At 61.7% G+C, this 18373-nt stretch carries 16 protein-coding genes; 10 read left to right on the top strand and 6 right to left on the bottom strand.

The features are described from left to right. Positions 1-178: 178 nt before the first annotated feature. Together ldtR and AC244_RS00925 are read right to left on the bottom strand one after the other, a co-directional pair. A complete protein-coding gene (gene ldtR, locus AC244_RS00930) occupies positions 179-691 on the bottom strand; it encodes a transcriptional regulator LdtR (protein ID WP_025426518.1) in 513 nt (170 codons plus the stop codon). 130 nt (positions 692-821) lie between these two features. Next, positions 822-1259, bottom strand: a complete 438-nt coding sequence (locus AC244_RS00925) for a DUF6163 family protein (RefSeq protein WP_053246984.1) — start codon at positions 1257-1259, stop codon at positions 822-824. 181 nt (positions 1260-1440) lie between these two features. Here AC244_RS00925 and hemB point away from each other — a divergent pair, with 181 nt between their 5' ends. From hemB to AC244_RS00905, 4 genes are all read left to right on the top strand, one after another. After that, complete coding sequence (hemB, locus tag AC244_RS00920) at positions 1441-2457, top strand: porphobilinogen synthase (protein WP_053246983.1); 1017 nt, start codon at positions 1441-1443, stop codon at positions 2455-2457. A 96-nt stretch (positions 2458-2553) separates the two neighbouring features. Beyond that, entirely contained in the window at positions 2554-3018 is a 465-nt protein-coding gene (locus AC244_RS00915) for an RDD family protein (protein WP_053246982.1), read from the top strand. 135 nt (positions 3019-3153) lie between these two features. Continuing rightward, a complete protein-coding gene (locus tag AC244_RS00910) occupies positions 3154-3942 on the top strand; it encodes an arginyltransferase (protein ID WP_053246981.1) in 789 nt (262 codons plus the stop codon). Positions 3943-3945: 3 nt separating this feature from the next. Beyond that, positions 3946-4842, top strand: coding sequence for a DMT family transporter (locus AC244_RS00905; protein ID WP_053246980.1), 897 nt, complete (start codon positions 3946-3948; stop codon positions 4840-4842). A 46-nt stretch (positions 4843-4888) separates the two neighbouring features. Here the strand turns inward: AC244_RS00905 and AC244_RS00900 are convergent, their stop codons facing one another. Together AC244_RS00900 and parC are read right to left on the bottom strand one after the other, a co-directional pair. Beyond that, positions 4889-5218, bottom strand: coding sequence for a helix-turn-helix domain-containing protein (locus AC244_RS00900; protein WP_414735865.1), 330 nt, complete (start codon positions 5216-5218; stop codon positions 4889-4891). A 147-nt stretch (positions 5219-5365) separates the two neighbouring features. Continuing rightward, a complete protein-coding gene (parC, locus tag AC244_RS00895; RefSeq protein ID WP_053246978.1) occupies positions 5366-7642 on the bottom strand; it encodes a DNA topoisomerase IV subunit A in 2277 nt (758 codons plus the stop codon). Positions 7643-8095: 453 nt separating this feature from the next. Here parC and AC244_RS00890 point away from each other — a divergent pair, with 453 nt between their 5' ends. The 5 genes from AC244_RS00890 (at position 8096) to groL (ending at position 14410) form a co-directional block, all read left to right on the top strand. After that, entirely contained in the window at positions 8096-9289 is a 1194-nt protein-coding gene (locus tag AC244_RS00890) for a hypothetical protein (protein WP_053246977.1), read from the top strand. Between the two features lie 559 nt (positions 9290-9848). Continuing rightward, complete coding sequence (locus AC244_RS00885; protein WP_053246976.1) at positions 9849-11279, top strand: cytochrome P450; 1431 nt, start codon at positions 9849-9851, stop codon at positions 11277-11279. Further along, positions 11269-12276: a lysophospholipid acyltransferase family protein gene (locus tag AC244_RS00880; RefSeq protein WP_053246975.1), complete on the top strand. Its 1008-nt coding sequence runs from the start codon at positions 11269-11271 to the stop codon at positions 12274-12276. The genes AC244_RS00885 and AC244_RS00880 overlap by 11 nt, the downstream gene beginning before the upstream one ends. Positions 12277-12447: 171 nt before the next feature. Further along, positions 12448-12666 (top strand): hypothetical protein, encoded by a 219-nt coding sequence (locus AC244_RS00875; RefSeq protein ID WP_053246974.1) that lies wholly within the window; start codon positions 12448-12450, stop codon positions 12664-12666. Between the two features lie 115 nt (positions 12667-12781). Then, positions 12782-14410, top strand: coding sequence for a chaperonin GroEL (gene groL, locus AC244_RS00870; protein ID WP_053246973.1), 1629 nt, complete (start codon positions 12782-12784; stop codon positions 14408-14410). A gap of 76 nt (positions 14411-14486) precedes the next feature. On the opposite strand, the gene AC244_RS00865 is transcribed toward groL, so the two are convergent. Beyond that, complete coding sequence (locus AC244_RS00865; protein WP_053246972.1) at positions 14487-15137, bottom strand: TetR/AcrR family transcriptional regulator; 651 nt, start codon at positions 15135-15137, stop codon at positions 14487-14489. Positions 15138-15203: 66 nt separating this feature from the next. Here AC244_RS00865 and AC244_RS00860 point away from each other — a divergent pair, with 66 nt between their 5' ends. Beyond that, entirely contained in the window at positions 15204-16409 is a 1206-nt protein-coding gene (locus AC244_RS00860; protein ID WP_082366697.1) for a serine hydrolase domain-containing protein, read from the top strand. Between the two features lie 77 nt (positions 16410-16486). Here the strand turns inward: AC244_RS00860 and aspS are convergent, their stop codons facing one another. Then, the gene (gene aspS, locus AC244_RS00855) at positions 16487-18274 is read right to left on the bottom strand and encodes an aspartate--tRNA ligase (RefSeq protein WP_053247623.1); all 1788 of its coding nucleotides are present in this window, start codon (positions 18272-18274) and stop codon (positions 16487-16489) included. Positions 18275-18373: the final 99 nt, after the last annotated feature.

The following is an 18373-nucleotide window of genomic DNA, read 5'->3' as shown; positions in this document are numbered from 1 at the left end:
CGTCGCTGTCACAGCAATATGGCCGATTCGTGTCTCCGGCCCCAGCCAAAGCGGTGTGGCACGCCTCTTGCTTTAGGCCGCTGCGGCCTTTCGGCAACATCGTCGCGGCCGAAAAACGGCAAAGGCCGGACACGCAGGGATTGCGTCCGGCCCTTGAACTGGAGGTATGCTAGTACGATTACAGGCGGTACATGATGCTGTCGTTCCAGAAGCGATCGAGCCGCTGCAGCAGCTTGTTCATCTGGGTGAATTCGTCCGAACCGATGCCGCCGACCTTCTGGATCGAGCCGATGTGGCGCTCATAGAGCTTGGCGACGGTTTCGGCGATTTCCTGGCCGTCTTCCGTCAGGCTGATGCGGACCGAACGACGGTCGACGCGCGAGCGCTGGTGGTTGATGAGGCCGAGATCGACGAGCTTCTTGACGTTATAGGAGACGTTCGAGCCGAGGTAGTAGCCGCGGGAGCGAAGCTCACCGGCGGTCAGTTCGGAGTTGCCGATGTTGAAGAGCAACAGAGCCTGGACGGCGTTGACGTCGTCGCGACCCTGGCGGTCGAACTCGTCCTTGATGACGTCGAGCAGGCGGCGGTGCAGACGCTCGACGAGGTGGAGGGATTCCATGTAGAGACCGCGGATGGTTTCTTCCTGAGGGTCTCGGGGCGCAGCGACCTGCGGCTTCATCTTCGTGTTCATTTGACTGCCTCACTGTTTTGTTTGGCGGTGTCTGTTTGTCTTCCCGCCTTGAGTGAGACCCTATCGAATACGTCTAAAATTCTACTTAAACCGCAGCCTTAACATGAGCTTACCAATCGGCGTCCCTGTCTCAGGGTGAATCAACTCTTACCTGTCTCGCCCGTCGGACGCGTTGATAGAGCAGCACGGCCCTGAAAAGAACGAAGGTAACGGCGACGGCAACGTGCAGCGCAACGAGCAGCGGACGGGTGCCGAAACTGACGGGATAGAACTCGTACATCGCGATCTCGATCGCTGCCGCCCCCACCCAGACCACCGGCCCCCAGGACACCAGCAGCCACAGCCCGAGAGCCGCGACCGGGTAAACCACGGCAAGTGCCGTAGCCGCCGCCCGCCACTCCGGCGTCAGCAGATCGAAACGGCCGGCACCCCCATGGGAGAAGCCGATCAGCATCGCCCAATAGTTCAGTGCGAACCAGAAGCACGAGGCAGACACCAGCCGCAGGAACAGACCGAAAAGGATCTCGGTCAGCGATGGTTTCGGCACATGGGCAGAATCATGAAGCATAGGCGGCAAGATAGGGCGGGTCGGCGCCATCCGCCAGCACGAAGGACGCCCCCTCCCCCGCCGTGGCTCGGCAAAAGGAAGAAATGCCGCAGCCCGGTTGTGCGCGGCGCGGTTCCCAAGCGCGGCCCGTACATGATAAAGCGCATGCCTATTCACAGTTTCCAGGGAAAGGCGTGGCGCGATGAACGACAGGACGAATCTTGGGGACAGGATTACCGGCCACCGCCGCATGCGCCGCAACCGCAAGGCCGACTGGACGCGCCGGCTCGTGCAGGAGAACCGCCTGACGGTCGACGACCTGATCTGGCCGATCTTCATCGTGCCGGGCACCAACATCGTGCAACCGATCGACGCCATGCCGGGCGTCAACCGCATGAGCATCGACAAGGCGGTGGAAGCGGTGAAGGAAGCTGCCGATCTCGGCATCCCGGCAATCGCCACCTTCCCCAATATAGATTTGTCGCTGCGCGACGAAACCGGCTCCAACAGCCTCGCCGCCGATAATCTCATCAATCAGGCGACACGCGCCTTCAAGAAGGCCGTGCCAAACATCGGCGTCATCACCGACGTGGCGCTCGACCCGTTCACCAGCCATGGTCATGACGGCATCCTGCGCAACGGTGAAATCGTCAACGACGAGACGGTGGAAATGATCTCGAGAGCCGCCGTCGGCCAGGCCGACGCCGGCGCCGACATCATCGCGCCTTCGGAGATGATGGATGGCCGCATCGGGGCGATCCGCCAGGCGCTCGACGCCGCGGGCCACCAGAATGTCGGCATCATGGCCTATGCGACCAAATTCGCCTCCGGCTTCTATGGCCCCTACCGCGAGGCGATCGGTACCGGTGGCCTGCTGAAGGGCGACAAGAAGACCTATTACATCGACCCAGCCAACGGCACCGAGGCCATCCGCGACGCCGCTCTCGACGTCGAAGAAGGCGCAGACATGCTGATGGTCAAGCCGGGCCTGCCCTATCTCGACATCTGCTGGCGCATGAAAGAGGCCTTCGGCCTGCCGGTTTTCGCCTATCAGGTGTCCGGCGAATATTCGCAGGTCAAGGCGGCGGCCGCTAACGGCTGGATCGACGGCGAGAAGGTGATGCTCGAAACGCTGCTCGCCTTCAAGCGCGCCGGCTGCGATGGCATTCTCAGCTACTTCGCCATCGAAGTCGCAAAGATCCTGGCCAAGGGGCGGTAACGCCCCGCATTTGCAAGCAGGCCGACGACGGGAAATCCTTGTTTTGCACGCAATGGCATCCCATATCGAACTTGCAACCATGCGAGACCCTACGAGATGACCATGCACAACGAAGAACTGCGGCTGCCGAGCAATGACTGGCGCGCCTATCAGGGTGTGCTGTCGCGACGGGTGTTCGCCTTCATTCTCGATTACGTCATCATCGCCCTGTTGTGGATCCCGGCCGCCGTTGTCGTGTTTTTCCTCGGCATCCTGACGCTCGGCCTCGGTTTCCTGCTCTACCCCGTGCTTTTCGCACTGGTGGCGATGATCTATTTCGGCCTGACCGTTGGCGGCCGCGAGCAGGCATCGCCCGGCATGCGGATGATGGACCTGGCAATTGCGCGCACGGATGGGCGACCGATGGATTTCCTGACGGCAATCGTGCATCTCGTCATCTTCTGGATCGCCAACGCGCTGTTGACGCCGCTGATTCTGCTGATCGGCCTGTTTACGGATCGCAGCCGTCTGCTGCACGATTTGCTGATCGGCACCGTAACGGTCCGTCGCGATACCTACTGATCACCGCCGAAGCCAATCGACAACGAACAATCCGCTCGCAAGGGGCAACCGCCCCAAACGTGTGAGTTGACGTTTTCCATTCTTCCGCCATGCTACTGTCATGAACAACCGCGCGAAGAGTGACCGCCGCACTCGATGAACACACAGACCACACCGTCTCCGCAATTCTATCTCACTGCGCCGGCAGCCTGCCCTTATCTGCCGAACGAGATGGAGCGAAAGGTGTTTACCCACATGGTGGGCGAGCGCGCACCGGAACTTAACGACCTCCTGACCCAGGGCGGTTTCCGCCGCTCGCAGAACATCGCCTATCGGCCCGCCTGCGAGACCTGCCGGGCCTGCATTTCCGTGCGCATTCCCGCCACCGAGTTCTCGCCGAGCCGATCGATGCGCCGCGTGCTCGCGACCAACAGCGATGTCATCTCGTCGGAATATCCGGCCGAACCATCGAGCGAACAGTACAACCTCTTCCGCCGCTACCTCGACCGACGGCATCAAAAAGGCGGCATGTCCGACATGTCGGTTCTCGACTATGCGATGATGGTCGAGGACACGCATGTGCACACGAAGATCATCGAGTATCGCTTAAGGGTCGAAGGCGACGGCATCAGCGAGAAGGCCCGCGGGCCGCTGATTGCGACGGCGCTGACCGACCGTATGGGCGATGGGCTTTCGATGGTTTACTCCTTCTTCGACCCGGCACATGAAGACCGCTCGCTCGGCACCTTCATGATTCTCGATCATATTCGGCGCGCCAGGGAGCGCGGCCTCCCGCACGTCTACCTCGGCTATTGGGTCAAGGGTTCGCGCAAGATGGGCTACAAGACGAAATTTTTGCCGCAGGAGCACCTTATGCCGCGCGGCTGGGAGCGTTACGATGGTCCTGACGCACCTTCAGAAGTGCCTTCCACGGAAACGGATTGAAAATTGAGCCCTTCCACTGATGCCGAGCTGCACCGGCGCGGCCTTGCCATCACCGGCCTTGGCGGCCTTGCTCTCTCCTTCGACATTCCGCTCATCCGCTCCGCCGGCGGAGAGGTCTGGTCGCTGCTCGCCGTGCGAAGCCTTTCGACCTTCTTCATCGGGCTTTTGGCATGGTTCGTGATCAATCGGCTGCTTGGCCGCAAGATCTCGCTCATTCCGGGCAAGGCCGGGCTCGTCGTCGGCCTGTTCTACGGCATCAATTCGTGCACGTTCCTCCTGGCCGTCTTCAACACGTCGACGGCAAACGTCGTCTTCATCCTTGCCTTCACATCGATGTTCGCCGCGCTGCTCTCCTGGATATTCCTGAAGGAGCGTCCCTCCAACGCAACGCTCGTGACAATGGCGGCCATGGTGATCGGCGTCGGGCTGATCGTGCAGGATGGCCTTGAGAGCGGACATCTCTTCGGTGATGCGATGGCGGCGAGTTCGGCCTTCCTGCTTGCCAGCGCCATCACCATCAGCCGGGCCAACGGCCGCGACATGGCCCTGGTGCCGCTGGTGACCGCCATTTTCCCGGCGGCAGTCGCACTTCTGTTCCTGCCGGCCGGCGGCTTCTCGATCGCGGCTCCGCAATACATCCTGTTCAACGGCCTGGTGATGATCCCGCTTGCATTCTTCTGCCTGGCGACGGGACCTCGGTTCCTGTCGGCCCCGGAAGTGGGCATGTTCTATCTGCTGGAAACCATTCTGGCGCCGATCTGGGTCTGGCTTGTCTTTGCCGAAAGCCCGACGACGCAGACGCTTGCCGGTGGCGCAATCCTGATCTTCGCCCTTATAGGCCACTCTCTCTGGCAGATGCGCAGCCGGGCCGCGCGCGCAGCGTTACCCTGCCCCGAATAGATCTCGACCGCCTCGGGGCGGCAAAGATATCCGCAGAGCGATGTCGTCAGGCTGACGTTCTGTCGGCCTCCGAAGAATTCGAAACCTGGCTGTGCATCGACCAGAGCGCGCGGTTCATGTCGATCCATGCGGCAGCGACATCAAGAGGCGCGGGATTGCCACATACGGCCTCCCCATCGCGCGCAGGCAGCCGCGAAACCAGGCACGCCTCCTCAAGGATGCGCAGATGCTGCTCGAGCGCATCAGGCGTCACAGCGACGGCGGCGGCCACCTCGACGACCCGCGTCTCACCGCCGAGCAAGATTTCGAATATCCGCCGGCGAACCGGATTTGCGAGCGCGAGGAGAATGTCGTCAAGGGCAGCAGAATTCGGCATCGTCTTCATCCTGTTGGGATGATTATTGATCCACGACCGCACGTTGCTTTCAAGCGCCGAAAACGGGGCATTCCACTAATTTTCCGATCGGTTAAGCAGGAGCCGGGTAACAAGCCTGCGCAGCCGAGCCGCGCAGGGAGCGATGAATCAGCCGCTGAACTTGCCGCTGCGCGGGAAGCCCTTCGGCACGACGCGACCGGCAGAGGCACGATCGGCCAGCCACTCGATCAGTTCGTCCTTGCTCTTGGTAAAGACGCGGCCAGCGCTGTCCTCCCAGACGAGACCGTCCGCAATCGCAAAGCAGCGGATGTCGGAGATGCCGCCATCCTTGTAGCGTTGCAGTCGGACACCCTTGCCGCGCGCCATTTCCGGAATCTGCACCAGCGGGAAGACCAGCATCTTGCGGTTTTCCCCGACCACCGCGACGTGGTCGCCCTTGACCGGCACGACCAGCTTGGCCTCGTCGGGCATGGCGACGTTCATCACCTGCTTGCCCTTGCGGGTATTGGCAACGATATCACCCTCGGCAACGACGAAGCCATTGCCCGCCGCCGACGAAACGATGAGCTTTCTCGCCGGATCGTGCACGAACGCCGTCAGCACGTCCTGGTCGTTCTCCATGTCGACGATAATTCGCAAGGGTTCGCCATGACCGCGACCGCCGGGCAGCTTGTCGCCGCCGAGCGTGTAGACCTTGCCGCCGGTCGTGAAGACGAGGATCTTGTCGGTCGTCTGGGCCGGAAACGCGACCTTCAGCGCATCCCCTTCCTTGAACTGCAGCGTCGAGGTATCGGAGATGTGGCCCTTCAGCGCACGGATCCAGCCCTTTTCCGAGATGACGACAGTGATCGGTTCCTTCTCGATCATCGCCTGCTGGATGGCTTCAATGTCGGCGTCCGGCGCATCGGCAAAGGTGCTGCGCCGCTTGCCGATCTCGGTCGCCTTGGCGAATTTCTTCTTCACTTCGCCGATTTCCCATGCGACAGTCTGCCACTGCTTCTCCTCGGAGGCGAGCAGTGCCTCGATTTCGGCCTTTTCCTTCGACAGCGCATCGAACTCGGTGCGGATCTCGAATTCTTCCAGCTTGCGCAAGGAGCGCAGCCGCATGTTGAGGATCGACTCGGCCTGGAGGTCCGTGAGCGAAAACCGCTCCATCATCACGGCCTTCGGCTCATCGTCCTCGCGGATGATGCGAATGACCTCGTCGATATTGAGATAGGCGATGAGGTAACCGCCAAGGATTTCCAGGCGGCGCTCGATCGCAGCCAGGCGGTGGCGCGAGCGACGTTGCAGCACATCGCGGCGGTGGGCGAGCCACTCCGTCAGCACTTCGTTGAGCGCCATGACGCGCGGCACACGCCCCATCGACAGCACGTTCATGTTGAGCGGGATGCGGCTTTCAAGCTCGGTGAGCTTGAAGAGCGATTCCATCAGGATGCCGGCATCGACGGAACGACTCTTCGGCACCAGTACGACGCGGATATCTTCCGCCGACTCGTCCCGGATATCCTCCAGCAGTGGTAGTTTGCGCGCGACGAGCAGCTCGGCGATCTTCTCGATTAGCCGCGACTTCTGGACCTGATAGGGGATCTCGGTGATGACGATCTGATAGCCGCCGCGACCAAGCTCCTCGGACGCCCAGCGCGCCCTTACGCGAAAGCCGCCGCGACCGGTGCGATAGGACTCGGCCATGCTCGCACGGCTCTCGACGATGATGCCGCCGGTCGGAAAATCCGGCCCTTCGATACCGCCCTTTTGCGGGTTGGCGGGATCGTAGAGAAGATCCTCGACGGTTGCCTCGGGATGACGGATCAGATGCAGCGCCGCGTCGCACAACTCATGAGCGTTGTGCGGCGGGATCGATGTCGCCATGCCGACGGCAATGCCGGTCGCGCCGTTGGCGAGCAGGTTCGGGAAGGCGCCGGGAAGCACGGTCGGCTCCTGGTCTTCCTCGTTATAGGTGGGGCGGAAATCCACCGCGTCCTGATCGATACCTTCCAGCAGCAGCGAGGCGACGTCGGTCATCTTCGCTTCGGTGTAACGCATGGCGGCGGCGTTATCGCCGTCGATATTGCCGAAGTTGCCCTGCCCGTCCACGAGCGGATACCGGATCGCGAACTCCTGGGACAGGCGCACCAACGCGTCGTAGATCGAGGCGTCGCCGTGCGGGTGGAACTTACCCATGACGTCGCCGACGATGCGGGCGCATTTCTTGAACGAGGTGTTGGGCCTGAGCCCCATCTCGCTCATGGCATGAACGATGCGCCGATGTACCGGCTTCAGGCCGTCGCGAACGTCGGGAAGCGCACGATGCATGATGGTCGACAAGGCATAGGCGAGGTAACGCTCTTCCAGCGCCGCCTTCAGGTCAACCGGCTGAATATGATCATCCCCGCCAGACGGGGGAGTAAGGCTTTGTCCCATATCTTCTTGCTAGCGCAACAAACCCGGAACATCAAGGATTTCAGGGGATCGCGCTGTGGAGAACCGCTTGGGGGCGGCGACGCGCTATTGAACGGCGCAGACCCGGCGCTGCAATGTTCGTGCAACGCTTAAACGGTTATGCCATGAGTGAGCGATCGGCGTCGGTAATGTCCTGGAAAGCATCCGGGCGCGGAAGCTCGTGTGATTTCACCGTGCGAATATAATTTCGCCCTGTTTCGTATTAGGTTCGGCTGCTGTTGATTTGGATGATTTGCGAGGGGGCTATTGCGGGACGCGAACTGACGGAAGGATGGGGCCGCAGGCATGGCATATTTCGCCGGCCGACACGGCTGTCCGCCTCAGTTGACGCAGCTTGCCGATATGAACCAGATTAGCGACGCCGCATCTTCGAGACAGCTAAACAATCAGATATTTTCACGAAGGAACTCCACAATGATGCATACGCGCAAGATCCGCCTGATGATGGCCAGCGCCGCACTCCTGACCCTCACCGGTCCGGCCTTCGCGCTGGACGGCGCGGACCTGATGAAGAAGCTTGATGCGGCGACCAGCTCGAACGGCACCACGCTTACCTTCGACAAGGCCGAAGTCAGCGGCGACACGGTCACTGCCTCGGGCGTCCAGATCAAGCTCGCCGGCCAACCCGGCGATGCGCTGAAGATCGGCGACATTACCTTCGAAGGCGTCGAGGAAACCGAAGGCGGCGGCTACTACGCCGAAACGGTTTCCTTCCCCGACGTCAACGTCACGCAGGACCAGGGCAGCTTTGCCGCCAAGGACATTCTCATTTCGGGCCTGTCCATTCCCGCCAATCCGGCCGGTGGCACGCTCGACGATATCCTGCTTTACGAAAGCGCCAGCACCGGCCCGATCACGGTCAGCGCAAAGGGCAAGGAAGTCTTCTCGCTGGAAAGCACCGAAGCAAACCTCGCCCGCCAGGAAAACGACGCCGGCTTTGACTTCGACGCAACCGCGGCGGGCCTCAAGGCCGACCTTTCCGAAGTCGAAGACCCCAAGACCAAGGACGCGATCGAAAAGCTCGGCCTGACCAAGCTCGACGGCGCCGTGACGATGAAGGGCAGCTGGGAGCTCGAAAGCGGCAATGTCGCGCTCGAGGAATATGCCTTCGACTTCAAGAATGTCGGCCGCCTGAACCTCGCCGTCGACATCTCCGGCTACACGCTCGCCTTCATGAAGTCGCTTCAGGAAGCCATGAAGACCGCCGAAGCCAACCCGAACAAGGAAGAGGCCAACCAGGCGATGGGCCTGGCGATGATGGGGCTGATGCAGCAACTGACCTTCAACAGTGCCGAGATCCGCTTCGACGACGCCTCGATCACCAAGAAGGCGCTCGACTACGCCGGTTCGCAGCAGGGCGTTACCGGCGACCAGCTGGCGCAGTCGCTGAAGGGCCTCGTGCCGCTGATGATGGCCCAGCTCAACGTGCCGGAACTGCAGAACCAGGTGTCGTCCGCGGTCAACACCTACCTCGACGGCCCGAAGAGCCTGACGATCAGCGCCGCACCGGAAAAGCCAGTTCCGTTCCCGATGATCATGGGCGCGGCAATGGGCGCACCGAACACCATCCCGTCGGTGCTCGGCGTCAAGGTGACTGCAAACGATTGATCGTTAAAGCCCTGGCCTGACAATCAGCGCCGGCGACTTCGCAAGACCTTGTTGTCCTCGAAGTCGCCGGCGTTTTCGTATCGGCGCTCGGTGTCGGCCTCGCCGGTTGAACCGACGATCAAGCCGACACTCCCATGTTGAAATACATGGCCGTGCAAGTGTCAGGTTCTTGTCGCCCGGTCATTTCGGTTGAAAACCTGCCTTTCTATGGGCCGATTTGTTTCACCTGCCTTGCGTCCCCAAGTCTACGCGGCCACTACTACTCGCACGTCTCTCACGAGCGACTGCATCTTTTTTCAGCATGACGAACAACCATGAGACTTGAACCAGATTTTGTCTGGCCATCCCGTACTGCGCGGTTTTTTCAACCACATACCGATACCGACCGGAGAACATATCTCACCTCGAAGATATCGAAAACTGCGACTTGGGGAGAACAGCCAAGAAGAGATGCGGCAGGACTCATATTTCGCAAGACACCTTCTTGCGAACAACCTGCTGAACTGAAGACCAAACGCAAAAGTATTCATTTCTCTTTTTTTTGACAGATCGGACGTCAATGGCTGGATGGTTCCACCAACCCGTAAAATTCAGAGAAGAACTGTCGGAAGAAAAGTTTCAGCCAGCGCGCGCCGACTACTATGCGGGGCCGCCGGGCAAGCCGCTCCGACTTCTGCTTCAGGCGAGAACGGATTTCCTATCCATCTGGCGAAACGACGACTTTACCGAGAAAGTCTCCCAGATCCGACTGATCGGTCGGCAGGTCATTCTGGTCAACTCCCCCGACCTCATCCGCCAGGTCGTCGTCAAGCGTCATGAGAACTTCGAACGCAAGAGCCCGCAGATGCGTCGGGCGCTTGAGTTCCTGCTGGGCGATGGCCTCTTCATCTCGGATGGCGACACCTGGAAACAGCGGCGTCCCTTGGTTGCCGACATCGTGCATGCCAAAAGGGTCCCGGCCTTCGGTCCGGTCATGGAGCGCACGACCAGCGAACTGGTCGAGCGCTGGAATGGGATGCCGGATGGTGCGCAAGTCAACGTCCTGCACGAGATGGCTGGACTGACCGCCGAGATCATTGCGCGAAGCGTCTTCGGAAACCAGCTCGGCGACGACAGCGCGGCGGCCGTCACCGAGGGGTTTACGAGCTACCAATCGCTGGTGGATTCGATCAATCTCGGCTATTTCCTCGGCTTTGACGACGGTCTGCCGGTCTTGCGGACGCCGACGCTTCGCCGCTCGGTCAAGCGGATTCACCGGATCATCGACAAGGTGGTCGAGGATCACCTCGAAGGCCGCGGCGACCACAATTCGATGGTGGAGCTGTTGATCCGTCGGCAGCAGCGAAATCCGGAACTGAAGCTCGACCTGGTTGCCCTCCGCAACGAAGCGGCCACCATCTTCATGGCCGGCCACGAGACGACGGCCGCCACACTGACCTGGGCCTGGTATCTCTTGTCTCGCGCTAAATGGGTGGAAAAGGCGCTTCACGACGAGATCAGCCGCGTCTGCGGCGATCGCGTTCCAACGATTGACGACGTGCCGCAACTCGAATTGTGCAAGGCCATCATCGAGGAGACGCTTCGCCTCTACCCGCCCGTCCCCATTCTCGCGCGGCAAGCGCGCCAGGCGGAAATGATCGGCGATATCGCCGCCGAACGCGGTTCGCTCGTTCTGATCGTTCCGTGGCTTCTCCACCGAACCGAAAGCCTGTTCGAGGACCCGCATCATTTCCGCCCCGACCGTTTCATGGGCGGGCGTCGCCCGACGCCCTATAGTTTCATTCCGTTCGCAAGCGGACCACGCGTATGCCCGGGCTTGCATTTCGGCCTGACGGAAGCAATCCTGTGCCTGGCGATCATCGCGCAGCAATTCCGCGTGGCCGTCGTCGACGGTCACAAGGTGGAGCCCATCTGCCGCCTCACACTGCGACCAAAGGGCGGTCTTCCGGTCACTCTCCATCGACGGCAGAGACCATCGCATGACCGCTGAAGAGCCGCGCCAGGCTGAGAAAATTGCCAAACGCAAGGCGTGGACCTTCGCCAGCGAAGGGCGGCCCTCCTTCGCAGATGCCCTTTCCGGCCGCGAGGGCTTCAGCACCTTCTGGCGCTATTGGGTGACAGACAATCTCTGGAATCTCGCGCACCTCGCCGGACATTTCGGAATGAAGCTGCTGCCGATGGATGCCTGCTCCAACCTTGGTGCAGCGCTCGGTCTGTTTGCCATGCCGCGCTTTCACAAGGTGGCGTCGCGGCGCGCGCGAGAAACGATCCGCGCACTGAGACCTGATCTCAGCGAGACTGAACAGGAGGCGCTCTTTCGCGAGAACTGCCGGGCACAGGGCCGGCTGATGACCGAATTCTCCGTTATGAACCGGTTGCACAACCATCGCGATCGGCTGAAATTCCACGACCTCGATATCATCGGTGAAGCGGCCAAGGCCGGACCCGTCATCATCGTCGGCATGCATTTGGGCAATTGGGAAGTCGGCCCGACTGCTCTGCAGCGCATCAACGTCCGCCCCTATGCCTTCTATCTGCCACCCAAGGGCCGCGCCAAAGCCTGGATCGCCAAGCGCGTTCGCAGCAAGGCCGGGTTGCGGTTCCTTCCGCCCGGCGCCGAAGGCATCCGGCCGGCAATCAAGATCCTAAAGAGCGGCGGCGTCGTCAGCACCTTTTGCGACGAAGGTTTTGGCGGCTTCATCCGGGGACCGTTCTTCGATCGCAAGCCGCATCTGGAAGGCAACCTTGCCATTGCCATTCGTCTGGCGCGCATCACCGGTGCCACCATCTGCCCGTGGTACAACCTACGCACCAAAGGTTTCCGCTTCGAATGTCGCGCGCTGACGCCCATTCGGCTTCCGCCCGAGGAGCGTCCAGGCGCGCGGCAGCTCGACGATATCTTGATGTTGAACAACGCCATCGAACCGATAGTCCGGGCGAACCTCGACCAGTGGTTTTTCCTCGACAATTCCCTTCGACCAAAGTGATCCGACTTGGACCATGGCGGGCCGCACGACCTCCGTCTGGTTTTTTCGCCCGCACGCGTTCCATGTTATGATCGCATCCGCTTGATGCCCGCGAGCTGTCGCCTATCTAGGTTTGTCTGGAGGAAAGACTCCATCCCGCATTCCTGACCGATCACACGGAAGGAGAACGCCATGGGACTGAAACATGCGGATATCACCGCCATTCTTGGCCCGGTCGACGAAACGCTGATGGCCGAGCTGCTGGCCACCGGGGCGACGGCAGCCGAACTCGCGGAAGCGATCGCTTGGGTCAACAACGACGAAGCGCTGATCGGCGAAGGACGACATCTGCCGGCCGGGCGCGTCGCCGCATTGATCGACATCCTGACGCCCGACGACGGCGAAGAATAGCCTTTTGGGCGCTGGAGCGTCCGAAGAGACAGGTGTGATGACCATCGGTAACGTCAGGGCCATTTCGCGATGGCGGGCCACGTGACTGCGAGTTTTGTGTTGAGGGAGGCCGACAATGACAGCCAAGGAAGTCAAGTTCAGTAGCGACGCCCGCGACCGCATGCTGCGCGGCGTGGATATCCTTGCCAATGCCGTGAAAGTGACGCTCGGCCCGAAGGGGCGGAACGTCGTCATCGAAAGATCCTTTGGCGCCCCGCGCATCACCAAAGACGGCGTTTCCGTTGCCAAGGAAATCGAACTCGAAGACAAGTTCGAAAACATGGGCGCACAGATGCTGCGCGTGGTGGCATCGCGCACCAGCGATGTCGCCGGCGACGGCACCACGACGGCAACCGTGCTCGCACAGGCGATCGTCAAGGAAGGCGTCAAGGCGATCGCCTCCGGCATGAACCCCATGGACCTCAAGCGCGGCATAGACCTCGCGGTGGACGCCATCGTCGCAGAACTCAAGGTCCGCGCCCGCAAGATCGCCAACAACGAGGAGATCGCGCAGGTCGGCACCATCTCTGCCAATGGCGACACGGAGATCGGACGATATCTCGCCAAGGCAATGGAAAAAGTCGGCAACGAAGGCGTGATCACGGTCGAGGAGGCCAAGACCGCCGAGATCGAGCTCGAAATCGTCGAGGGTATGCAATTCGATCGCGGCTATCTCTCGCCCTATTTCATCACCGACCAGGAAAAGATGCGGGTCGAGTTCGAAGATCCCTACATCCTCATCCACGAAAAGAAACTCTCGAACCTGCAGGCAATGATCCCGATCCTCGAATCGGTCATCCAGGCGAGCCGCCCGCTGCTGATCATCGCTGAGGACGTCGAAGGCGAGGCACTGGCAACACTTGTCGTCAACAAGCTTCGTGGCGGCCTCAAGATCGCTGCCGTCAAGGCGCCGGGTTTCGGCGACCGCCGCAAGGCGATCCTCGAGGACATCGCGGTCCTGACCGGCGGCACGGTGGTTTCCGAAGACGTCGGCATCAAGCTTGAGAATGTGACATTGGAAACGCTGGGTCGCGCCAAACGCGTGATGATCGAAAAGGACAACACCACCATCGTCGATGGCGCCGGCACCAAAGCCGACATCGGCGGTCGCGTCAGCCAACTCAAGGCGCAGATCGAGGAAAGCACCTCCGACTACGACCGGGAGAAACTGCAGGAACGGCTTGCCAAGCTCTCCGGCGGCGTTGCCGTGATCCGTGTCGGCGGCTCGACCGAGGTCGAGGTGAAGGAAAAGAAGGACCGGGTCGATGACGCGCTGCATGCCACACGTGCAGCTGTCGAGGAAGGCATATTGCCTGGCGGCGGCGTCGCGCTGCTTCGGGTCGTCAATGCGCTCGACGGCATCAAGACCGCCAATGCCGAACAGCGCGTCGGCGTCGAGATCGTCAGGCGCGCAGTGGAGATGCCGGTGCGCCAGATCGCCGAGAACTCCGGTGCAGAGGGCTCGATCATCGTCGGCAAGCTGCGCGAGAAAACCGACTTCGCCTATGGCTGGAATGCCCAGACGGGCGAATATGGCGATCTGTTCAAGATGGGCGTCATCGATCCGGCCAAGGTCGTGCGCGCCGCTCTGCAGGACGCCGCCTCCGTCGCCGGGCTCCTGGTGACGACAGAGGCGATGATCGCCGAAAAGCCGAAGAAGGATGGTGCCGCACAACCACCAACCGGCCCCGGCATGGACTTCTGAATTTCCAAGGCGAGCCGACAGGCGCAATAGGCTGCCATCTGGCGCGGAACAGGCCCAAGAGCCGGCGGCGTTCGGCTCAGGCGGCAGGATGCCGGTGGCGCGCGACCTCGGCGATGGCAAGCTCGGCAATCGACAGCAGATCCGCCTCGCCGGCTCCGTCCTGCGCCTGCACGGTCATTCCTTGCAGGATCGCGCCGATGAAGCGGGCAAGTCCAGCCGCGTCCGTATGCTCGCGCAACTCCCCTTCTTCGATCCCGCGACGAAGCCGCGTCTCCAGGGCGGAGAGCGTCTGGTTGCGAAGGGCCGTCACGTGGCGGGCGATCACGTCATTTTCGACGGCGCAGGTCAAGACGGCGGTCGAGATCATGCAGCCTTTCGGCCGACCGGGCACCGAAAACTCGTGTGCGGAAACCCGAAGCAGCTTGGCAACGACATCGATAACATGCCCCTCCCCGTTCAGGCTTCGGCCGGCCGCGGCCCCCTCCTGCTGCCGGTAGCGCTCAAGCGCCTCGCGATAGAGGTCCGCCTTCGACACGAAGGCCGCATAGAGGCTCTGCGGCGTGATGCCCATGGCTGCGGTGAGGTCGGCGATCGACGCCCCTTCATAACCGAGCCGCCAGAAGGTTTCGCCGGCGGCGGCAAGCGCAATATCCCGGTCGAAGGCCCGTGGCCGGCCGCGCCGACGAGTTGGAGATTCTAAGGAATTGCTATTTTCCACAATGGTCACTCTAGAATTATGTTCGCACCTGACGTATTCAGGAACGGTCACTGTGATTATAAGAGGTTTTCCACGATGAGTCTCCACCTCAAAAACGCTGCCCTGCTGTCGGCGCTGCTCGCCTTTCCCGTACTTGCGGATGATCATGGCCAATCGGCGCTGAAAGCCCAGCTCGATCCGGTGATCGACCGCGCGATCGCTGAACAGCGCATTGTCGGCACCGTCGTCCTCGTCGCCCGCGACGGCGAGCTTGTTTACGCCAGAGCCGCAGGCCTTGCCGACCGGGAGGCAAACCGCACTGCGCGCCAGGACGACATCTTCCGTTTTGCCTCGGTGACGAAGCCGTTGGTGACCGTGGCGGCGATGCGGCTCGTCGAACAGGGGCGCATCAAGCTCGACGAGCCGGTCAGCAAATGGCTGCCGGATTTCCGCCCCAGCTTCGAAGGCAAGGAGGCGCCGATCCTGGTGCGCCACCTCCTCAACCATACCGCCGGGCTGGAATACGGCTTCTTCCAGCCGCCGGGTGGTTCCTACGCAAGGGCCGGCGTTTCCGATGGGCTCGATCTCTCCAATATCACCCTCGACGAGAACCTGAAGCGTATCGCCACCGTTCCGCTTGTTTCGCGACCCGGTGAGACCTGGCGCTACTCCGTCGCGATCGACGTACTCGGCGGCGTTATCGAGAAGGCAAGCGGCAAGACGCTGGACAAGGCCGTCGATGAACTGGTCGTGACGCCCTTGGCTTTGGCCGACACCGGCTTTTCCGTGAAGCCGACGGACAGGTTGACCGCAGCCTACTTCGACGGCTCGCCCGCCCCCGTGCGCATGCAAGGTGACGCCTCCGTGCCGATCGGCGAAGGCAAGCTGACCTTTTCGCCAGACCGCATCCTCGACGATAAAGCATTTCCATCGGGCGGCGCCGGCATGGCCGGCACGGCAAACGATCTGCTGACGTTCCTGGAAACGATCCGCAAGGGCGGCGGCCCGTTGCTCTCGCCCGAGACGGTGAAGACGATGATGCAGGATCAGACAGGCCCCAAGGCGGAGACGCAGGGTCCGGGTTGGGGCTTCGGCTCCGGCTGGGCCGTACTCGTCGATCCCTCCGCGGCCGGCACGCCGCAGTCGAAGGGCACGATCCAGTGGGGCGGCACCTATGGCCACAACTGGTTCGTCGATCCGGTCAAGAACATCACCGTCGTGGCGCTGACCAACACGGCGTTCGAAGGCATGTGGGGACAGTTTACCCGAGATGTGCGCGACGCCGTCTACGCCAAGCCCTGACCCGATCGGCTGGTCAAAAATGCAAAAACCCGACGGTAGCACCGCCGGGTTTTTTGTTTCTTCGGTCTTTTCGGACCTTAGTCCTTCTTCTGCGGGATCGGGCGAAGCGCCAGCTCGCGCAGCTGGGCCGACGTCGCCTCGGATGGCGCACCCATCAGCAGATCGACGGCCTGCTGGTTCATCGGGAAGATCGAGATCTCGCGCAGGTTCTTCGCACCGACCAGCAGCATGACGACACGGTCGATGCCGAAGGCCATGCCGCCATGCGGCGGTGCGCCGTACTGGAAGGCGCGGTAAAGGCCGCCGAACTGCTCTTCCACTTCCTGCTGCGACTTGCCGGTCAGCTCGAACGCCTTGACCATGACTTCCGGCAGCTGGTTGCGGATCGAGCCGGACGCGATTTCGAAGCCATTGCAGACCATGTCGTACTGGTAGGCCTTGATCGACAGCGGATCTTCGCCGTTCAGCGCTTCCATACCGCCCTGCGGCATCGAGAACGGGTTGTGGGCGAAGTCGATCTTCTTTTCGTCTTCCAGCCATTCGTAGAACGGGAAGTCGACGATCCAGCAGAATTCATAGCGGTCGCGGTCGACGAGGTTCAGTTCCTCGCCTGCCCGTGTGCGGGCTTCGCCTGCGAACTTGTAGAACTTCGAGGGATCGCCGGCGACGAAGAAGCAGGCGTCGCCGTCGTCGAGGCCGAGCTGGGTGCGGATCGCGTCGGTGCGCTCCTCGCCAATGTTCTTGGCAAGCGGACCGGCGCCCTCGAGCTTTTCGCCTTCCTTGCGCCAGAAGATGTAGCCGAGACCCGGCTGGCCCTGGCTCTGGGCCCAGGCGTTCATGCGGTCGCAGAACGCGCGCGAACCACCGGTCTTAGCCGGGATTGCCCAGACTTCGACCTTCGGGTTCGAAGCGATCATGTTGGCGAAGACCTTGAAGCCGGAACCGTCAAAGTGCTCGGTAACCGCCTGCATCTCGATCGGGTTGCGCAGGTCCGGCTTGTCGGAGCCGTACTTGCGGATTGCCGTATCATAAGGAATGCGCGGGAACTTTTCCGTCACCGGCTTGCCATCTGCAAACTCGACGAAGATCTCGCGGATCACCGGCTCCATCGTCGACCAGACGTCTTCCTGCTCGACGAAGCTCATCTCGAGGTCGAGCTGGTAGAATTCACCCGGCAGGCGGTCGGCGCGCGGGTCTTCGTCGCGGAAGCACGGCGCGATCTGGAAGTAGCGGTCGAAGCCGGCAACCATCAGAAGCTGCTTATACTGCTGCGGCGCCTGCGGCAGGGCGTAGAAGCTGCCGGGGTGGATGCGCGACGGCACCAGGAAGTCGCGTGCGCCTTCCGGCGACGAAGCCGTCAGGATCGGGGTCGTGTATTCGGTGAAGCCGACATCGCCCATGTGGCGGCGCATCGACGAGATGATCTGCGTGCGCTTGACGATGTTCTTGTGCAGCGTGTCGCGACGCAGGTCGAGGAAGCGGTACTTCAGGCGAACGTCTTCCGGATAGTCCGGCTCGCCGAATACCGGCAGCGGCAGTTCCTTGGCGGCCGAGAGAACTTCGATCTCCTGGGCATAGAGCTCGATTTCACCAGTCGGCATGCCCTTGTTGACGGTGTCGTCCATGCGTGCCTTGACGAGGCCGTCGATACGGACAACCCATTCACCGCGGACAGTCTCGGCGGCCTTGAAGGCGGGGCTATCGGGATCGGCGACGACCTGGGTGATGCCGTAGTGATCGCGCAGGTCGATGAAGAGCAGGCCGCCATGGTCGCGGACGCGGTGGACCCAGCCGGAAAGGCGAACGGTGGAGCCGACATCCGACTTGCGGAGGGCGGCACAGGTGTGGCTGCGGTAGCGGTGCATCGTGTTATCCCGGAATTGCAAAGCGCCGCGCAGGCTCGCCGGAACGGCGCGCGGCAACATGATCAAAATCGGGCGGAAAAGCGCATGATGCGCCGGCTT

Source organism: Ensifer adhaerens (genome assembly GCF_001270265.1).
GTDB classification, from domain to species: Bacteria; Pseudomonadota; Alphaproteobacteria; order Rhizobiales; family Rhizobiaceae; genus Ensifer; species Ensifer adhaerens_B.
The sequence above is the reverse complement of the archived record's forward strand: the minus strand, read 5'-3'. Positions and strand labels throughout refer to the sequence as shown.

Excerpts from the sequence above, each read along its gene's own strand:
- ldtR (WP_025426518.1), bottom strand. The coding sequence starts at position 691 with ATGAACACGAAGATGAAGCCGCAGGTCGCTGCGCCCCGAGACCCTCAG.
- AC244_RS00925 (WP_053246984.1), bottom strand. The coding sequence starts at position 1,259 with ATGCTTCATGATTCTGCCCATGTGCCGAAACCATCGCTGACCGAGATC.
- hemB (WP_053246983.1), top strand. The coding sequence starts at position 1,441 with ATGAACGACAGGACGAATCTTGGGGACAGGATTACCGGCCACCGCCGC.
- AC244_RS00915 (WP_053246982.1), top strand. The coding sequence starts at position 2,554 with ATGACCATGCACAACGAAGAACTGCGGCTGCCGAGCAATGACTGGCGC.
- AC244_RS00910 (WP_053246981.1), top strand. The coding sequence starts at position 3,154 with ATGAACACACAGACCACACCGTCTCCGCAATTCTATCTCACTGCGCCG.
- AC244_RS00900 (WP_414735865.1), bottom strand. The coding sequence starts at position 5,218 with ATGCCGAATTCTGCTGCCCTTGACGACATTCTCCTCGCGCTCGCAAAT.
- parC (WP_053246978.1), bottom strand. The coding sequence starts at position 7,642 with ATGGGACAAAGCCTTACTCCCCCGTCTGGCGGGGATGATCATATTCAG.
- AC244_RS00890 (WP_053246977.1), top strand. The coding sequence starts at position 8,096 with ATGATGCATACGCGCAAGATCCGCCTGATGATGGCCAGCGCCGCACTC.
- AC244_RS00885 (WP_053246976.1), top strand. The coding sequence starts at position 9,849 with ATGGCTGGATGGTTCCACCAACCCGTAAAATTCAGAGAAGAACTGTCG.
- AC244_RS00880 (WP_053246975.1), top strand. The coding sequence starts at position 11,269 with ATGACCGCTGAAGAGCCGCGCCAGGCTGAGAAAATTGCCAAACGCAAG.
- AC244_RS00875 (WP_053246974.1), top strand. The coding sequence starts at position 12,448 with ATGGGACTGAAACATGCGGATATCACCGCCATTCTTGGCCCGGTCGAC.
- groL (WP_053246973.1), top strand. The coding sequence starts at position 12,782 with ATGACAGCCAAGGAAGTCAAGTTCAGTAGCGACGCCCGCGACCGCATG.
- AC244_RS00860 (WP_082366697.1), top strand. The coding sequence starts at position 15,204 with ATGAGTCTCCACCTCAAAAACGCTGCCCTGCTGTCGGCGCTGCTCGCC.
- aspS (WP_053247623.1), bottom strand. The coding sequence starts at position 18,274 with ATGCACCGCTACCGCAGCCACACCTGTGCCGCCCTCCGCAAGTCGGAT.